The organism is Streptomyces sp. NPDC002754 (assembly GCF_053592315.1).
This window is the reverse complement of sequence record NZ_JBSFVM010000020.1, coordinates 110,071-123,660: the sequence shown is the minus strand read 5'-3', so window position 1 is coordinate 123,660 and position 13,590 is coordinate 110,071. Positions and strand designations below refer to the sequence as shown.

Below are 13,590 nucleotides of genomic sequence, written 5' to 3'. Positions count from 1 at the left end.
TGGAATATGAGCGGTCGCGGGGGGGGGGGGGGGGGGGGGGCCCCCCCCCCCCGGCCGCAACCCTCGACGGGGCGAAAGATCGGGGCTCTGCCCCGCACCCCGCTGCTCAATCGCCGCAGGGGCTTAATAGGCCGGACCGGGGCTTGATTTGGCCGCACCGGGCTTGATGGTGAGGCTTGATCACGCCCCGAACCGCTCCCGCAGCTTGTACTTCAGGACTTTGCGGAGCGTCTCGTTGCGCGGAAGCGCGTCCACCACCTCCAACTGCTCCGGCAGCTTGAACGTGGACAGGCCCTGTTCACGCAGGTACGCGCTGACCCCCGCGAGGGTCAACACCGCCCCGCCCCCACGGAGTTCGAGCACCGCACACACCCGCTCCCCCCGCTCCACATCCGGCAGCCCGACCACCGCCGCATCCTGCACCGCAGGGTGTTCGTGGAGCAGGTCCTCGATCTCCTTCGCGGAGATGTTCTCGCCCTTGCGGATGATGACGTCCTTGGCGCGGCCCGTGAGGACCAGGTGGCCCTCGGGCAGTACGTGGCCCAGGTCGCCGGTGATCAGGAAGCCGTCCTCGTCGAAGGCGTCCGCGGTCTGGCGCGGGTCCAGGTAGCCCTGGCAGACGGCCTCGCCGCGCAGCCGCACGTCGCCGTCGACCCCCGGCGGCACCGGCTTGCCGTCGGCGTCGACGACGCGGATCTCCATGCCCTCGGGCGGCCGCCCCTCCGTCGTCGCGAGGTTCTCCGCCGTGTCGTCCGGGGCGCCCATCGTGATCATCGGGACTTCCGTCATGCCGTAGCCGTGGGTGAGTTGGACGTCCATCTCGTGGACGACCGAGTGGTAGACCTCCGGCGGTTTCGGGGCGCCGCCGCCCGCGAGCAACCGAAGCGTCGGGATCAGCTTCTCGTCCGGCTGCTTGCGTTGTTCGGTCAGGAACATCGAGTAGAAGGCCGTCGAGCCGCCCGCGACCGTCACCCCGTGCCGCCGGTACTCGTCCAGTGAGTCCGGCATCGCGAAGTGCTCGAACATCGCCGCCGGGAAGCCGTACAGGAGCAGCATCACGGTGTAGTCCGGGCCCGCTATGTGTGCGAACGGGAAGGCCATCGAGCCGATGTCGGACGACGACAGGTGCAGGGCGTGCGCGAGGCAGGAGCCGCCCGCGATGAGCGAACGGTCCGTGTGCAGCACGCCCTTGGGGTCGGACGTCGTGCCCGAGGTCCAGTAGATCCAGCGGACGTCCGTCCCGGAGGCGGGCGGTGGGGGCAGCACGGCCGGGTCGCCGTCCGGCAGGTCCTCGTACGCCTCGAAGATGCCGCGCGCGCCGAGCCGCCGCGCCATGTCGGTGTGGTCGAAGCCGCGCCACACGCCGGGTGTCGCGAAGAAGTCGGCCTTCGACTCCCGTAGCGCGAAGCCGACTTCGCGGTCCCGGTAGAAGGGGATGATCGGCGACTGCACCGCGCCGATGCGGGCGAGTGCGAAGGAGAGCAGGGCCGTCTCGATGCGGGTGGGCAGCTGCCAGGCGACCACCGTGCCGGGGCGGATGCCCAGGTCGTACAGGCCCGCCGCCACGCGCTCGCCGCGGTCGCGCAGTTCGCCGAAGGTCAGGGTGCGTTCGCCCTGGAGCAGCACCGGGTGGTCGGGGGTGAGTTCGGCGCGGCGCTCGACCAGCTCCCAGAGCGTGCGGGAGGCGCCCAGGGTGTGTGCGGTGTCGGTCATCTCCGTACCCCTTCACGGCTTCACGGCCGGTGCCGTCACCTGACGGGTTGTCAGATCTGGCTGAGAGCGTAAGTCCGCGCTCCTTGTCGGTCCAGAGGTGCGGGGCTAGCCTGCTATCTGACGGGTCATCAGATACGGCGAGGGGCTGAACACTCATGACGGAACTGCCGCGCATCGTCAGCGTCGACGACCATGTGATCGAACCGGCCCACCTCTTCGAGACCTGGCTGCCGGCCAAGTACCGGGACAAGGGGCCGAAGCCGCTGACCGAAGGAATCGGCGAACTCGCCTACGTGGCGGGCAAATACCAGATCACGATGGATCCGGCGGGGCCGCCCACGGACTGGTGGATCTACGAGGACCTCAAGTTCCCGTACAAGCGCAACATCGCGGCCGTCGGCTTCGACCGCGACGACATGACGCTGGAAGGGATCACCCGCGCCGAGATGCGGCGCGGGTGCTGGGACCCCAAGGCGCGGCTCGCGGACATGGACCTGAACCATGTCGAGGCGTCGCTCTGCTTCCCGACCTTCCCGCGCTTCTGCGGGCAGACCTTCGCGGAGGCGCACGACAAGGAGGTCGCGCTCGCCTGCGTGCGCGCCTACAACGACTGGATGGTCGAGGAGTGGTGCGGGGACAGCGGCGGCCGACTGATCCCGCTGTGCATCATCCCGCTGTGGGACATCGACCTGGCCGTCGCGGAGATCCGGCGCAATGCCGCGCGCGGCGTCAAGGCCGTGACGTTCTCCGAGATCCCGACGCACCTGGGGCTGCCGTCCATCCACTCCGGCTACTGGGACCCGTTCTTCGCCGTGTGCCAGGAGACCGGGACGGTCGTCAACATGCACATCGGGTCCAGCTCGCAGATGCCGGCCGCGTCCCCGGACGCGCCGCCCGCCGTCCAGGCCTCGCTCAGCTTCAACAACGCGATGGCCTCGATGATGGATTTTCTCTTCAGTGGCGTCCTTGTGAAGTTCCCGACGCTCAAACTCGCCTACAGCGAGGGGCAGATGGGCTGGGTGCCGTACGCCCTGGAGCGCGCCGACGACGTGTGGGAGGAGCACCGCGCATGGGGCGGCGTCCGGGACCTGATCCCCGAGCCTCCGTCCACGTACTACTACCGGCAGATCTTCTGCTGCTTCTTCCGTGACAAGCACGGGGTGGCGTCCATCGACACCGTCGGCCGGGACAACGCGACGTTCGAGACGGACTACCCGCACGTCGACTCGACCTTCCCGAACACCAAGGAGGTCGCGCTCGACCACATGAAGGGCCTCGACGACGAGACGGTCTACAAGCTGATGCGCGGCAACGCCATCCGCATGCTCGACCTGGACCTCGACAAGGACCGCAAGTAGGGCCACCGCCATGGACCTCACGTACACGGACGAAGAAGAGGGGTTCCGGGCACGGCTTCGGGAGTGGCTGGGCGGCGTGCTGCCCACGCTGCCCCCGAAACCGTCGCCGGACGACTGGCCGGGCAGACGCGCGTACGACATGGGCTGGCAGCGGCGCCTGTACGACGCCGGATACGGGGACGTGCACTGGGACGCCTCGCCTACGAAGCGGCTCATCTTCCTGGAGGAGACCGAAAAGGCGGGCGCACCCTACGTAGGCGCGAATTTCGTCGGCCTGCTGCACGCGGGGCCGACCATCGCCGCAGAGGGCAGCCCCGGGCAGCGTGACCGGTGGCTCGCGCCGATCCTGCGCGGGGACGAGGTGTGGTGCCAGGGCTTCAGCGAACCGGACGCCGGCTCCGACCTGGCGGCGCTGCGTACGAAGGCCAGGCGCGAGGGCGACGAGTACGTGATCAGCGGCTCGAAGATCTGGACCTCGCACGCCGAGGTCGCCGACTGGTGCGAACTCCTCGTACGCACCGGCCCTTCAGCGCCCAAGCACCGCGGCATCTCCTGGCTCGCCATGCCGATGGACGCGCCCGGCATCACGGTGCGGCCGCTGCGCACGCTCGCCGGGTCGACCGAGTTCGCCGAGATGTTCCTCGACGACGTGCGGGTGCCGGTCGGCAATCGGGTCGGCGAGGAGAACGACGGCTGGCGCGTGACCATGGTGACCCTGTCCTTCGAGCGCGGCACCGCGTTCGTCGGCGAGGTCGTCGCCTGCCGCCGGGTCCTCGGCGAACTCGCCGCCCACGCGAAGAAGACAGGGCGCTGGGACGATGCGGTGCTGCGACGCGAACTCGCGTTGCTGTCAGCCGAGTTCAGTGCGCTGTGGCGGCTCACCCAGTGGAACGTGAGCGAGGCGCAGGCATCGGGCGGCGTGCCGGGCGTCGGCGGCTCGGTCTTCAAGCTGCGCTACTCGCACGCCAGGCAGCGGCTGTACGAGGCCGCGGCCAAGGTCCTCGGCGGTGCGGGCGCCCTCGACACCGACCAGGAGTGGACGCTCGACCGGCTCTCCTCGCTCTCGTACACGATCGCCGCGGGGACCTCGCAGATCCAGCGCAACATCGTCGCCGAGCGGATCCTCGGGCTGCCCAAGTCGTCAACCGGGTCTTCAAAGGGGGGACGGTAGGTGTGCACTTCCAACTGACCGAGGAACAACGGGCGTTGCGCGACGGTACGCGGGAGCTGCTCGCCGGACGGTTCGGGCGGGACGCGCTGCGGGCCGCTGTCGACGCTGCCGCGCCGGGGGTCGACCGGACCCTGTGGCGTGAACTCGGTGAGGCCGGGCTGTTCTCGCTGTGCCTGCCGGAGGCGGCAGGCGGGGTCGGGCTCGGCCTCCCCGACGCGGTGGTGGTGTTCGAGGAGGTGGGGCGGGCTCTTGTGCCCGGCCCGCTGGTGGCCACGTTCCTCGCGGCGGGCGAGGTGCCGGGCGCCGCGGCCGGTGAGGCGGTGGTGACCGCGCCGTACGGAAACCTGCTGCCGTGGCGGGACGACGCGGACGTGGTGCGCGGCGACGCCTCCAGGGCCCGCCCGATCGCCTCGGCGGACCCGCTCACGCCTCTGCACGCCCTCCCCGAGCCCGCCCCCGTCCCCCTCGAAGCGACGCTCCTGTACGCGGCCGAACAGCTCGGCTCGGCCGGCCGTGCGCTCGACATGGCGGTCCAACACGCCCGGGAGCGTGAACAGTTCGGATCACCGATCGGGTCGTTCCAGGCGGTGAAGCACCTGTGCGCCGAGATGCTGGTACGGGTCGAGGTGGCCCGCGCCGCCGTGTACGCGGCGGCCGTCACCGCCGATCCGGTCGAGGTCGCGGCGGCCGAACTGCTCGCCGACGAGGCCGCCGTGCAGGGCGCCCGTGACTGCCTCCAGGTGCACGGCGGCATGGGCTTCACCTGGGAGGCAGACGTGCATCTGCACCTGAAGCGGGCTTGGGTGCGGGCCGAGTTGGGCGGCAGCGCGAGGGACGCGGAGGAGGTGCTCGCGGCCGCGCTCTGACCTACGTAAGAAGGCGCCGCGCGTTCGGAAAGCGGACGCGCGGCTGTCTGAGCGGACGGCCTGAGCAAGGGTGCACGCACAGTCACCGTGCGTGGTTACCGGGTTGTGTCCCGCGCCGGGCTCGTCACGGCACGGAGTCGGCGCCCCGCTCCGGTACCTTGTGGCGATGCGAGTGGTGCTGAACCCGAGCGACGGCGCCGGTGTTGCCTCCGAGGCGGCTCCGGCTCCCGCCCCGTGTCGGCCCGCGGCCCCGACACGGGGCGTTTCTCGCAGTGCGGGACGGCGTTCCGCCCCCGCCTGTTCGACCCCCGGCAAGACGCGTCGCACAGTATGCCGTACGCGTACTCCTTCGCGCTGGAATATGCCCGAAGCGCTTGTTGGGGTGACTGAACGTCAATCATGCTGTGTCTCACGGGGTTCACGTTCCGTGATCCCTCTCACTGGACAGCACGGTAAGTGGCGCGAGTCAGTACTCCAGCGGTCCCGCCGGATTCGGATGGTGTGAGCGGTGCAGGTGCTTCAGGTTCAACTGGAGGTCGGGGCCGACCCCGCTGAGGTGGGGCGGGCCCGCAGGTGGGCGCGTTCGCGTCTCGCCGGTTCGGGCATAGAGGCCGACGAGTCCTTGGCGGAGACGCTGATTCTGATCGTCTCCGAGCTGGTCACCAACGCGGTGGTGCACACGGGCAGGCCGGCCGTGCTGCGCATGGCGCTGCCCAGTGGCGAACCCGCGGCGTGCCTCGGCACCGTCCGCGTGGAGGTCGCCGACACCTGCGAGCGGGCCCCGGCGCCCCGGCACGCGGAGGGCGAGGAGACGAACGGGCGGGGACTGGAACTCGTCGACGGGCTCGCGGACCGCTGGGGCTGGCGCCCCGAGGGCACGGGCAAGGCGATCTGGTGCGAGATCGACCAGTGCGCGGTGGCGACGGCCGGCGCGTTCCAGGGTGTGGCGTTCGAAGCGGTGTGAGCGCGCACGAAGTGGCGCGGGCCCCGTGGGGGGTGCCCGCGCCGCTTTCCGTGTCCGGCGGGGCCGTTGGGCGTGTGCCGCCCTGGAGCAGCGCTGTCAGAACACCGCCACGGGAGCCACCGGCGTCCCCGTGCCACCCAGGAAGGGTTCCGGCATCGCGGACAGCAGGAACGAATACCGTCCGACTTCTCCACAGGTTGTGGACAAAGTTTCGAGATTCCAGTTCTGGCCTTGCAGCATCCCCATCTCGACCAGGTCCAGCGCGTGCACGGGCAGCCACAGGTTCTCGATCTCCGGCGGGAAGATCTCGAAGGTGAGCGTGTCGTTCGCGACCGCCGCCACGTCCCGCGCGTGGAACCACTCGGGCGTACGCACCGAAAGTCCCGGTGACGGATAGCCGTAGCCGTGCTTGTCCCCGGCCAGGTACACCTGGATCTGCCCGGTGCGGACGAGCACGATGTCGCCTGCCCCGACCGTCACCCGGCCGAACTCGGCTGCCTCGTCGAGGTCTTCGGGGGTCACCGCGTGGTCCCCGGGCAGCCGGTCGAGTCCCTTCGCCGCGGCGACGTCGAGCAGCACGCCGCGCGAGACGATGTACGGCGCCTTGTCGATGCCGCTGAACCGGGCGCCGTGGTGCGCCGTGATGGTGTCGGCGGGGCGGCCGTTGTAGAGCTTGCCGGAGTGCGAGACGTGGGTCAGGGCGTCCCAGTGGGTGGCCGCCTGGAGGCCCATCGTCACCGCGTCGTCGCTGGTGGCGACGGTTTCCGGGCCGAAGATCTCCTGGTTGATCTGCACCATCGTGTGGAACGGGTTGATGCGGCCGGGGATCAGGCCCGACTGCACACCGTCCTCCTTCAGTGGCAGTGCGAGGGGGACGCGGCGGCCCGTGCGGACCTCCGTGGCGGCCTCGCGCACGACGTCGTCGGTGACGAGATTCAGGGTGCCGATCTCGTCGGCCTCACCCCAACGCCCCCAGTTGTTCACGCGTTTGGCGATGTCGTGGAACTCGGCGGGCAGGGGCATCGGGTCCTCCCGAGGGTTGTGTTCCAGGTCTTGTGTTCCGGTGGATGACGAGTCGTACACTCCGACCGGAGTTGAAATCTAACGGGTCGTCAGAAACCGCGGGAAGGGGCCGGGCATGGGGAACTTCTTGGCAGGCAAGGTCGTCGCCGTCACGGGAGCGGGGCGAGGCATCGGCAGGGCGGTGGCGCTCGCGTGCGCCGCCGAGGGCGCGAAGGTCGTCGTCAACGACTACGGGGTGTCGATGGAGGGCGGCGAGCCCACGTCGGACGTGGCGCAGGGCGTCGTCAAGGAGATCGAGGCGGCGGGCGGCACGGCGGTCGCCGTGGCCGACGACGTGTCGACGATGGCCGGTGGCCAGCGCATCGTGGACACGGCCGTGAGCGCGTACGGGCGGATCGACGGGGTGGTGTGCGTCGCCGGGATCCTGCGCGAGCGGATGCTGTTCAACATGTCCGAGGACGAGTGGGACCCGGTCGTCCAGACGCACCTCAAGGGCACCTTCACCGTCTTCCGGGCCGCGTCCGCCGTCATGCGCAAGCAGAAGGCCGGCACGCTCATCGGCTTCACCAGCGGAAACCACCAGGGCTCCGTGGCGCAGGCCAACTACAGCTCCGCCAAGGGCGGCATCATCTCGCTGGTGCGCAGCGCGGCCCTCGGGCTCAACAAGTACGGCGTGACCGCGAACGCCGTCGCGCCCGTGGCCCGTACCCGGATGTCGGCGAACGTGCCGATGGAGCTGAAGGAGATCGGGGAGCCGGAGGACGTCGCGGCCTTCGTCGTCTATCTGCTCAGCGAGCGGGCCCGCGAGGAGAAGATCACCGGGCAGGTCTACACGGTGGCCGGGCCGAAGATCGCCGTCTGGGCGCAGCCGCGTGAGCTGCGTGCCGGGTACGCGGACGGCGGGCCCTGGACGCCGGAGAAGATCGCGGACTTCCTGCCGGGGACGGTCGGCACCGACCCCATGCCGCTCCTCGAGCAGCTCCAGGAGATGGCGCGGGCGGCGGCCGCCAAGGAACGACCCAACCAGTAACGGGGGTGGCGGGGCGTGGAGTTCGGGTTCGACACGGCGGACGAGTCCTTCAGGGGTGAGGTCCGGGAGTGGCTGGAGAAACATCTCGACGAGCGGTTCACGGCCGCCGTGGGGCGCGGGGGCCCCGGCAGTGAGCACGAGGGCGGCGCCGAACGGCGCGCCTGGGAACAGGAGTTGGGCAAGGGCGGCTGGATCGGCATCGGCTGGGGCCGGGAGGGCTTCGGCAACCGGGTCGCCACGCTCACCCAGCAGGTCGTCTGGGCGGAGGAGTACGCGCGCGTGCGGGCGCCGGGCCGCTACGGCCACATCGGCGAGAACCTCCTGGCCCCTACCCTCCTCGCGTACGGCACCGAGGAGCAGCAGCGCCGCTTCCTCCCGCCGATCGCACGCGGCGAGGACCTGTGGTGCCAGGGCTACAGCGAGCCGGGGGCGGGCTCCGACCTGGCGTCGCTGCGTACGTCGGCGACCCGTGGGAGCGACGGCCGCTGGCGGGTGACCGGCCAGAAGGTGTGGACGTCGCTCGCCCACGAGGCCGACTGGTGCTTCGTACTGGCCCGCACCGACCCGGACGCGCACCGCCATCGCGGAATCTCCTTCCTGCTGGTCCCCATGGACCAGCCGGACCACATCGACGTACGGCCGATTCGGCAGCTCACCGGGACGAGCGAGTTCAACGAGGTGTTCTTCGACGGCGCCGTGGCCGAGGAGGTCGTCGGCGGCGAGGGCGAGGGCTGGAAGGTCGCCATGGGGCTGCTCGCCTTCGAGCGCGGCGTGTCGACGCTGGCCCAACAGATCGGTTTCGCGGAGGAGCTGCGGGCGGTCGTACGGTCGGCGGTCGCCTCGGGAGCGGACCGCGACCCCGTCGTACGCGACCGGCTCGTACGCCTCTGGGCCGAGCTGCGGACCATGCGGTGGAACGCGCTGCGCACCCTCGGCGGGGCCCCCGACGCGGGCGCGCCGAGCGTCGCCAAGCTGCTGTGGGGCGGCTGGCACCAGCGGCTCGGCGAGCTGGCCCTGCGGGTGCAGGGCGCGGCGGCGGCCGTCGGCCCGACGGACTGGACGCCCACCGCACCGTACGAGCTCGACGAACAGCAGCGTCTCTTCCTTTTCACCCGGGCCGACACGATCTACGGCGGCTCGGACGAGATCCAGCGCACCATCATCGCCGAGCGGGTGCTCGGCCTGCCCAGGGAGGCCACGTGAGGGGTGTCGTGTTCGACGGCCAACAGGCCGTTGTCGTAGACGACTTGGAGATACGGGATCCGGGCCCGGGGGAGGTGCTCGTCGGCGTCGCGGCCGCGGGGCTCTGCCACAGCGACCTGTCGGTGATCGACGGGACGATCCCGTTCCCGCGCCCGGTGGTCCTCGGACATGAGGGCGCGGGAGTGGTGGAGGCGGTGGGCGCGGGCGTGACGCACGTGGCGGCCGGTGACCATGTGGCGCTCTCCACGCTCGCCAACTGCGGGGCCTGTGCGGAGTGCGACCGGGGCCGGCCGACGATGTGCCGCAAGGCGATCGGGATGCCGCAGAAGCCGTTCGCGCGGGGCGGCAAGCAGCTGTACCAGTTCGCCTCGAACTCGGCGTTCGCCGAGCGGACCGTGGTGAAGGCCGTGCAGGCGGTGAAGATCCCGAAGGAGATCCCGCTGACCTCGGCCGCGCTCATCGGCTGCGGGGTGCTGACGGGTGTCGGGGCCGTGTTGAACCGGGCACGGGTCGACCGGGGAGACACGGTCGTCGTGATCGGGACGGGGGGAGTGGGGCTGAACGTGCTTCAAGGCGCCCGTGTCGCGGGCGCGTTGAGGATCGTGGCGGTGGACTCCAACCCGGCGAAGGAGGAGGTGGCGCGGCAGTTCGGCGCGACGGACTTCCTCACGGATGTCGCCGCCGTACGTGAGGTTCTGCCGGACGGCGCCGACCACGTCTTCGAGTGCGTGGGCCGGGTCGAGCTGATCCGGGCCGCGGTCGACCTCCTCGACCGGCACGGCCAGGCGGTGATCCTCGGGATGCCGGCGGCGAAGGCGGAGGCGTCCTTCGTGCCCGCCGAACTGTTCCTGGACAAGTCGATCCTCGGCTGCCGTTACGGCTCCTCGCGCCCGCAGCGCGACATCAAGCTGTACGCGGACCTGTACGCGCAGGGCCGGCTGCTGCTCGACGAGCTGGTGACACGGACGTACCCGGTGGAGGACTTCGGGAAGGCGGTCGAGGACGCGGAGGCGGGGAAGGTGGCGAGGGGGGTGCTGACCTTCTGACGTTCGGGTGGCGGGTGCGGCGGCCGTACGTCGCTCGCCGCACCCCTTCCAATCTGACGGCCCGTCAGCTTCAATGGTTCGCATGATGGGACACGCAGGGATGGCGGCCACCGTCGTCCGTTACCTCAGGTCGGTCGGCGCGCCCACCGCGGAGTCACCGGTGGAGGCGCTGCCACGACCGGACCTCCGGGCCGTCGGCGATGACGAGCGCGCACCTGTGGATCCGGCCGAATTCCGCCGCGTCATGGGCGAGTTCGCCAGCGGCGTGACCGTGGTGACGGCGGTCGAGCCGGACGCGGGTCCCGCCGGCTTCGCCTGCCAGTCCTTCGCGTCCCTGTCCCTCGACCCGCCGCTCGTCGCGTTCATGGTGGCGCGGACCTCGACGACGTGGCCGCGGATCGCCCGTGCGGGCGCGTTCTGCGTGAACGTACTGGGCGCGGACCAGGGCGAGTTGTGCCGGGGCTTCGCGGTCAGCGGGGCGGACAAGTTCGCCGGTGTCGCGTACGACGATGCGCCGGTGTCGGGCGCGCCGCGGCTCGAAGGCGCCGCCGCGTGGATCGACTGCGCCATCCACGCGGTGCACACGGGCGGGGACCACCTGATCGTGGTGGGGCGGGTGTCGGCGCTCGGGTCGGCGGGGGGCGGCGCGGGGCCGCTGGTCTTCCACCGGGGCGCGTTCTCGGGGCTACGCGACTGAGGGAGCGGCGACGGAGGTGTCCGCACGCCCGCGCCGGATCACGAGCGACATCAGCGCCGCCGCCGCGCACAGCGCGCCCGAGGCGTACCAGACCACGTCGTACGACCCGAACACATCCCGCGCCAGACCACCCAGGAAGGCCACGACCGCCGCCCCCACCTGGTGCGAGGCGAGCACCCAGCCGAACACGATCGCGCTGTCCTCGCCGTAGTGCTCGCGGCACAACGCGATCGTCGGCGGCACCGTGGCGACCCAGTCCAGGCCGTAGAAGACGATGAAGAACAGCATCGGCGGGTGCACGCTCGGCGCGAGCAGCATCGGCAGGAAGAGCAGCGAGATGCCGCGCAGCGCGTAGTACACCGCGAGCAGCCGGCGCGCCTCTATCCGGTCGGTGAACCAGCCCGACACGACCGTCCCGACGACGTCGAAGACGCCGACTACGGCGAGCAGCGAGGCGGCCGTGGTGGTGGGCATGTGGTGATCGTGTGCCGCGGGCACGAAGTGCGTCCTGACCAGGCCGTTCGTGGTTGCGCCACAGATCGCGAAGGTGCCGGCGAGCAGCCAGAAGGGCCCGGTGCGCGCGGCCTTCACGAGTACGGTCACGGCCCGCTTCCCCGCTCCCCGTACGGGCGTGGGCTTCGGTACGAACTCCTTGGCGCCGTACGGCTCGACGCCCGCGTCGGCGGGGTGGTCGCGCAGCAGCAGCCACACCAGCGGGACGACGGCGAGCGCCGAAAGCGCCACGGTCACGGCGGCGGGCCGCCAGCCGTGCCGGTCGACGATCCAGGAGAGCAGCGGCAGGAAGACCAGCTGCCCGGAGGCCCCGGCCGCGGTCAGCACGCCGGTGACCAGGCCGCGGCGCGCGACGAACCAGCGGTTGGTGACGGTGGCGGCGAAGGCGAGCGCCATGGACCCGCTCCCGAGCCCCACCAACACGCCCCAGTACATGATCAGTTGCCAGGCAGCGGTCATCCACACGGTGAGCAGCGACCCGCCGCTGATGACGAGCAGCGCGACGGCGACGACCTTCCGGATCCCGAACCGGTCCATGAGCGCGGCGGCGAACGGGGCGGTGATCCCGTACAGCGCGAGGTTCACGGACACGGCGAAGCCGATGGTGCCGCGCGACCAGCCGAACCCCGTGCCGGGATCGTGCAGCGGCTCGATGAGCAGCCCCGGCAGGGAGGCGAAGGCGGCGGCGCCGACGATCGTCACGAACGTGACGGCGGCGACGGCCCAGGCGCGGTGGGGACGGCGTCGTCGCGGGCGGGCGCCGATCGGATCCTTCGGTGGTCTCTGCGTCTCGGTGTCGGTCACGTCAGAAGCTTCGGGGATCCGCGTACCCAGAACGAGTGGCCCGAATGCCATCATTCGCTAGGATCGGGCCATGGTCTCCCGTACTCGTACTCGTACTCGACGGAACGCCCCACACCGTGTCGCGGTGCTCGCGCTCGACGGCCTCATCCCGTTCGAGTTCGGCATCCCCCAGCGCATCTTCGGCCGCGCCCGCGACGCCACGGGGGCGCGCCTGTATGAGGTGGTGACCTGCGCGGTGCGCGAGCCGGGCCGCGTACAGACCGACGCCGATTACGCGATCCACGTCGAGCACGGCCCGGAGGGCCTGGGGACGGCGGACACGGTCATCATCCCGGCCTCGTACGAGATGGGCCCCGTCTACGAAGAGGGCATCCTCACCCCGGAGTTGGAGGCCGCGCTCGCGTGGATCCGCCCCGGGACCCGCATGGTCTCCATCTGCACCGGAAGCTACGTCCTCGCGGCGGCGGGCCTGCTCGACGGCCGGGCCGCCACCACGCACTGGGCGGACGCCGACCGCTTCCAGCGCCTGTTCCCGCACATCGAGGTCGACCCCAACGTGCTGTTCATCGACGGCGGCGACGTCCTCTCGTCGGCGGGCGTCGCCGCGGGCATCGACCTGTGCCTGCATTTGGTGCGGCGCGACCACGGCGCGGCGGTGGCCAACGACGTGGCCCGCCGCACGGTGGTGCCACCGCACCGGGACGGCGGCCAGGCCCAGTACATCGAACGCCCACTGCCGGAGCCCCGGATGGCGTCCACCGCGCGCGCCCGCGCGTGGGCCCTCGAGCACTTGGGTGAGCCCATCCAGCTCCGTGACCTGGCCGCCTGGGAATCGCTCTCGGTCCGCACCTTCACCCGCCGCTTCCGGGAGGAGGTGGGCATCAGCCCCGGCCAGTGGCTGACGGCCCAACGGGTCGAGCGGGCCCGCCATTTGCTGGAAACGTCACCGGCCTCCATGGACGATGTCGCCCACCAGTCCGGCTTCGGCACGGCCCAGTCCATGCGGCAGCACTTCCACGCATCGGTGGGGGTGACCCCGACGGCGTACCGGAGGACGTTCCGGGCGGGGGTGGCGGTGTGAGCCGGAGACCCCACCGGTCACCCGTCCTCACGCCACGGGGCTCCGCCCCGGGCCCCGCTGCTCAATCGCCGCAGGGGCTTTAATCGCCTGCCTGCGCCGCACCAACAGGCAGCCCGTTACG

12 protein-coding genes are annotated in these 13,590 nt (G+C 71.0%); 9 read left to right on the top strand and 3 right to left on the bottom strand.

The genetic code is table 11. The features are described 5' to 3' along the window. Positions 1 to 180 precede the first annotated feature (180 nt). Positions 181 to 1,713, bottom strand: coding sequence for a class I adenylate-forming enzyme family protein (locus ACWD2L_RS29865; protein WP_351340486.1), 1,533 nt, complete (start codon positions 1,711 to 1,713; stop codon positions 181 to 183). A 155-nt stretch (positions 1,714 to 1,868) separates the two neighbouring features. Between ACWD2L_RS29865 and ACWD2L_RS29860 the strand changes: the two genes are divergently transcribed. From ACWD2L_RS29860 to ACWD2L_RS29845, 4 genes are all read left to right on the top strand, one after another. Further along, the gene (locus ACWD2L_RS29860; protein ID WP_351340483.1) at positions 1,869 to 3,071 is read left to right on the top strand and encodes an amidohydrolase family protein; all 1,203 of its coding nucleotides are present in this window, start codon (positions 1,869 to 1,871) and stop codon (positions 3,069 to 3,071) included. Positions 3,072 to 3,081: 10 nt separating this feature from the next. Then, positions 3,082 to 4,242 carry an acyl-CoA dehydrogenase family protein gene (locus ACWD2L_RS29855; RefSeq protein WP_351340480.1) on the top strand — a complete coding sequence of 387 codons (1,161 nt, stop codon included), beginning with the start codon at positions 3,082 to 3,084 and terminating at the stop codon, positions 4,240 to 4,242. A gap of 2 nt (positions 4,243 to 4,244) precedes the next feature. Further along, positions 4,245 to 5,108 (top strand): acyl-CoA dehydrogenase family protein, encoded by an 864-nt coding sequence (locus tag ACWD2L_RS29850; protein ID WP_351340478.1) that lies wholly within the window; start codon positions 4,245 to 4,247, stop codon positions 5,106 to 5,108. Positions 5,109 to 5,616: 508 nt separating this feature from the next. Continuing rightward, positions 5,617 to 6,072: an ATP-binding protein gene (locus ACWD2L_RS29845; RefSeq protein ID WP_351340476.1), complete on the top strand. Its 456-nt coding sequence runs from the start codon at positions 5,617 to 5,619 to the stop codon at positions 6,070 to 6,072. A gap of 96 nt (positions 6,073 to 6,168) precedes the next feature. On the opposite strand, the gene ACWD2L_RS29840 is transcribed toward ACWD2L_RS29845, so the two are convergent. Then, on the bottom strand, positions 6,169 to 7,095 hold the full coding sequence (locus ACWD2L_RS29840) for a cyclase family protein (protein ID WP_351340473.1): 927 nt from the start codon (positions 7,093 to 7,095) through the stop codon (positions 6,169 to 6,171). Positions 7,096 to 7,210: 115 nt separating this feature from the next. On the opposite strand from ACWD2L_RS29840, the gene ACWD2L_RS29835 reads away from it, so the two are divergent. From ACWD2L_RS29835 to ACWD2L_RS29820, 4 genes are all read left to right on the top strand, one after another. Further along, positions 7,211 to 8,125, top strand: coding sequence for an SDR family oxidoreductase (locus ACWD2L_RS29835; RefSeq protein WP_351340472.1), 915 nt, complete (start codon positions 7,211 to 7,213; stop codon positions 8,123 to 8,125). A gap of 15 nt (positions 8,126 to 8,140) precedes the next feature. Beyond that, positions 8,141 to 9,328 carry an acyl-CoA dehydrogenase family protein gene (locus ACWD2L_RS29830; protein ID WP_351340469.1) on the top strand — a complete coding sequence of 396 codons (1,188 nt, stop codon included), beginning with the start codon at positions 8,141 to 8,143 and terminating at the stop codon, positions 9,326 to 9,328. Continuing rightward, positions 9,325 to 10,374: a Zn-dependent alcohol dehydrogenase gene (locus ACWD2L_RS29825; protein ID WP_351340468.1), complete on the top strand. Its 1,050-nt coding sequence runs from the start codon at positions 9,325 to 9,327 to the stop codon at positions 10,372 to 10,374. The genes ACWD2L_RS29830 and ACWD2L_RS29825 overlap by 4 nt, the downstream gene beginning before the upstream one ends. Before the next feature lie 85 nt (positions 10,375 to 10,459). Then, positions 10,460 to 11,071: a flavin reductase family protein gene (locus ACWD2L_RS29820; RefSeq protein ID WP_351340493.1), complete on the top strand. Its 612-nt coding sequence runs from the start codon at positions 10,460 to 10,462 to the stop codon at positions 11,069 to 11,071. Here the strand turns inward: ACWD2L_RS29820 and ACWD2L_RS29815 are convergent. Then, entirely contained in the window at positions 11,060 to 12,439 is a 1,380-nt protein-coding gene (locus tag ACWD2L_RS29815) for an MFS transporter (protein WP_351340466.1), read from the bottom strand. The two genes, ACWD2L_RS29820 and ACWD2L_RS29815, sit on opposite strands and share 12 nt — an antisense overlap. A 19-nt stretch (positions 12,440 to 12,458) precedes the next feature. Here ACWD2L_RS29815 and ACWD2L_RS29810 point away from each other — a divergent pair, with 19 nt between their 5' ends. Next, positions 12,459 to 13,469, top strand: coding sequence for a GlxA family transcriptional regulator (locus tag ACWD2L_RS29810; protein ID WP_351340464.1), 1,011 nt, complete (start codon positions 12,459 to 12,461; stop codon positions 13,467 to 13,469). Positions 13,470 to 13,590: the final 121 nt, after the last annotated feature.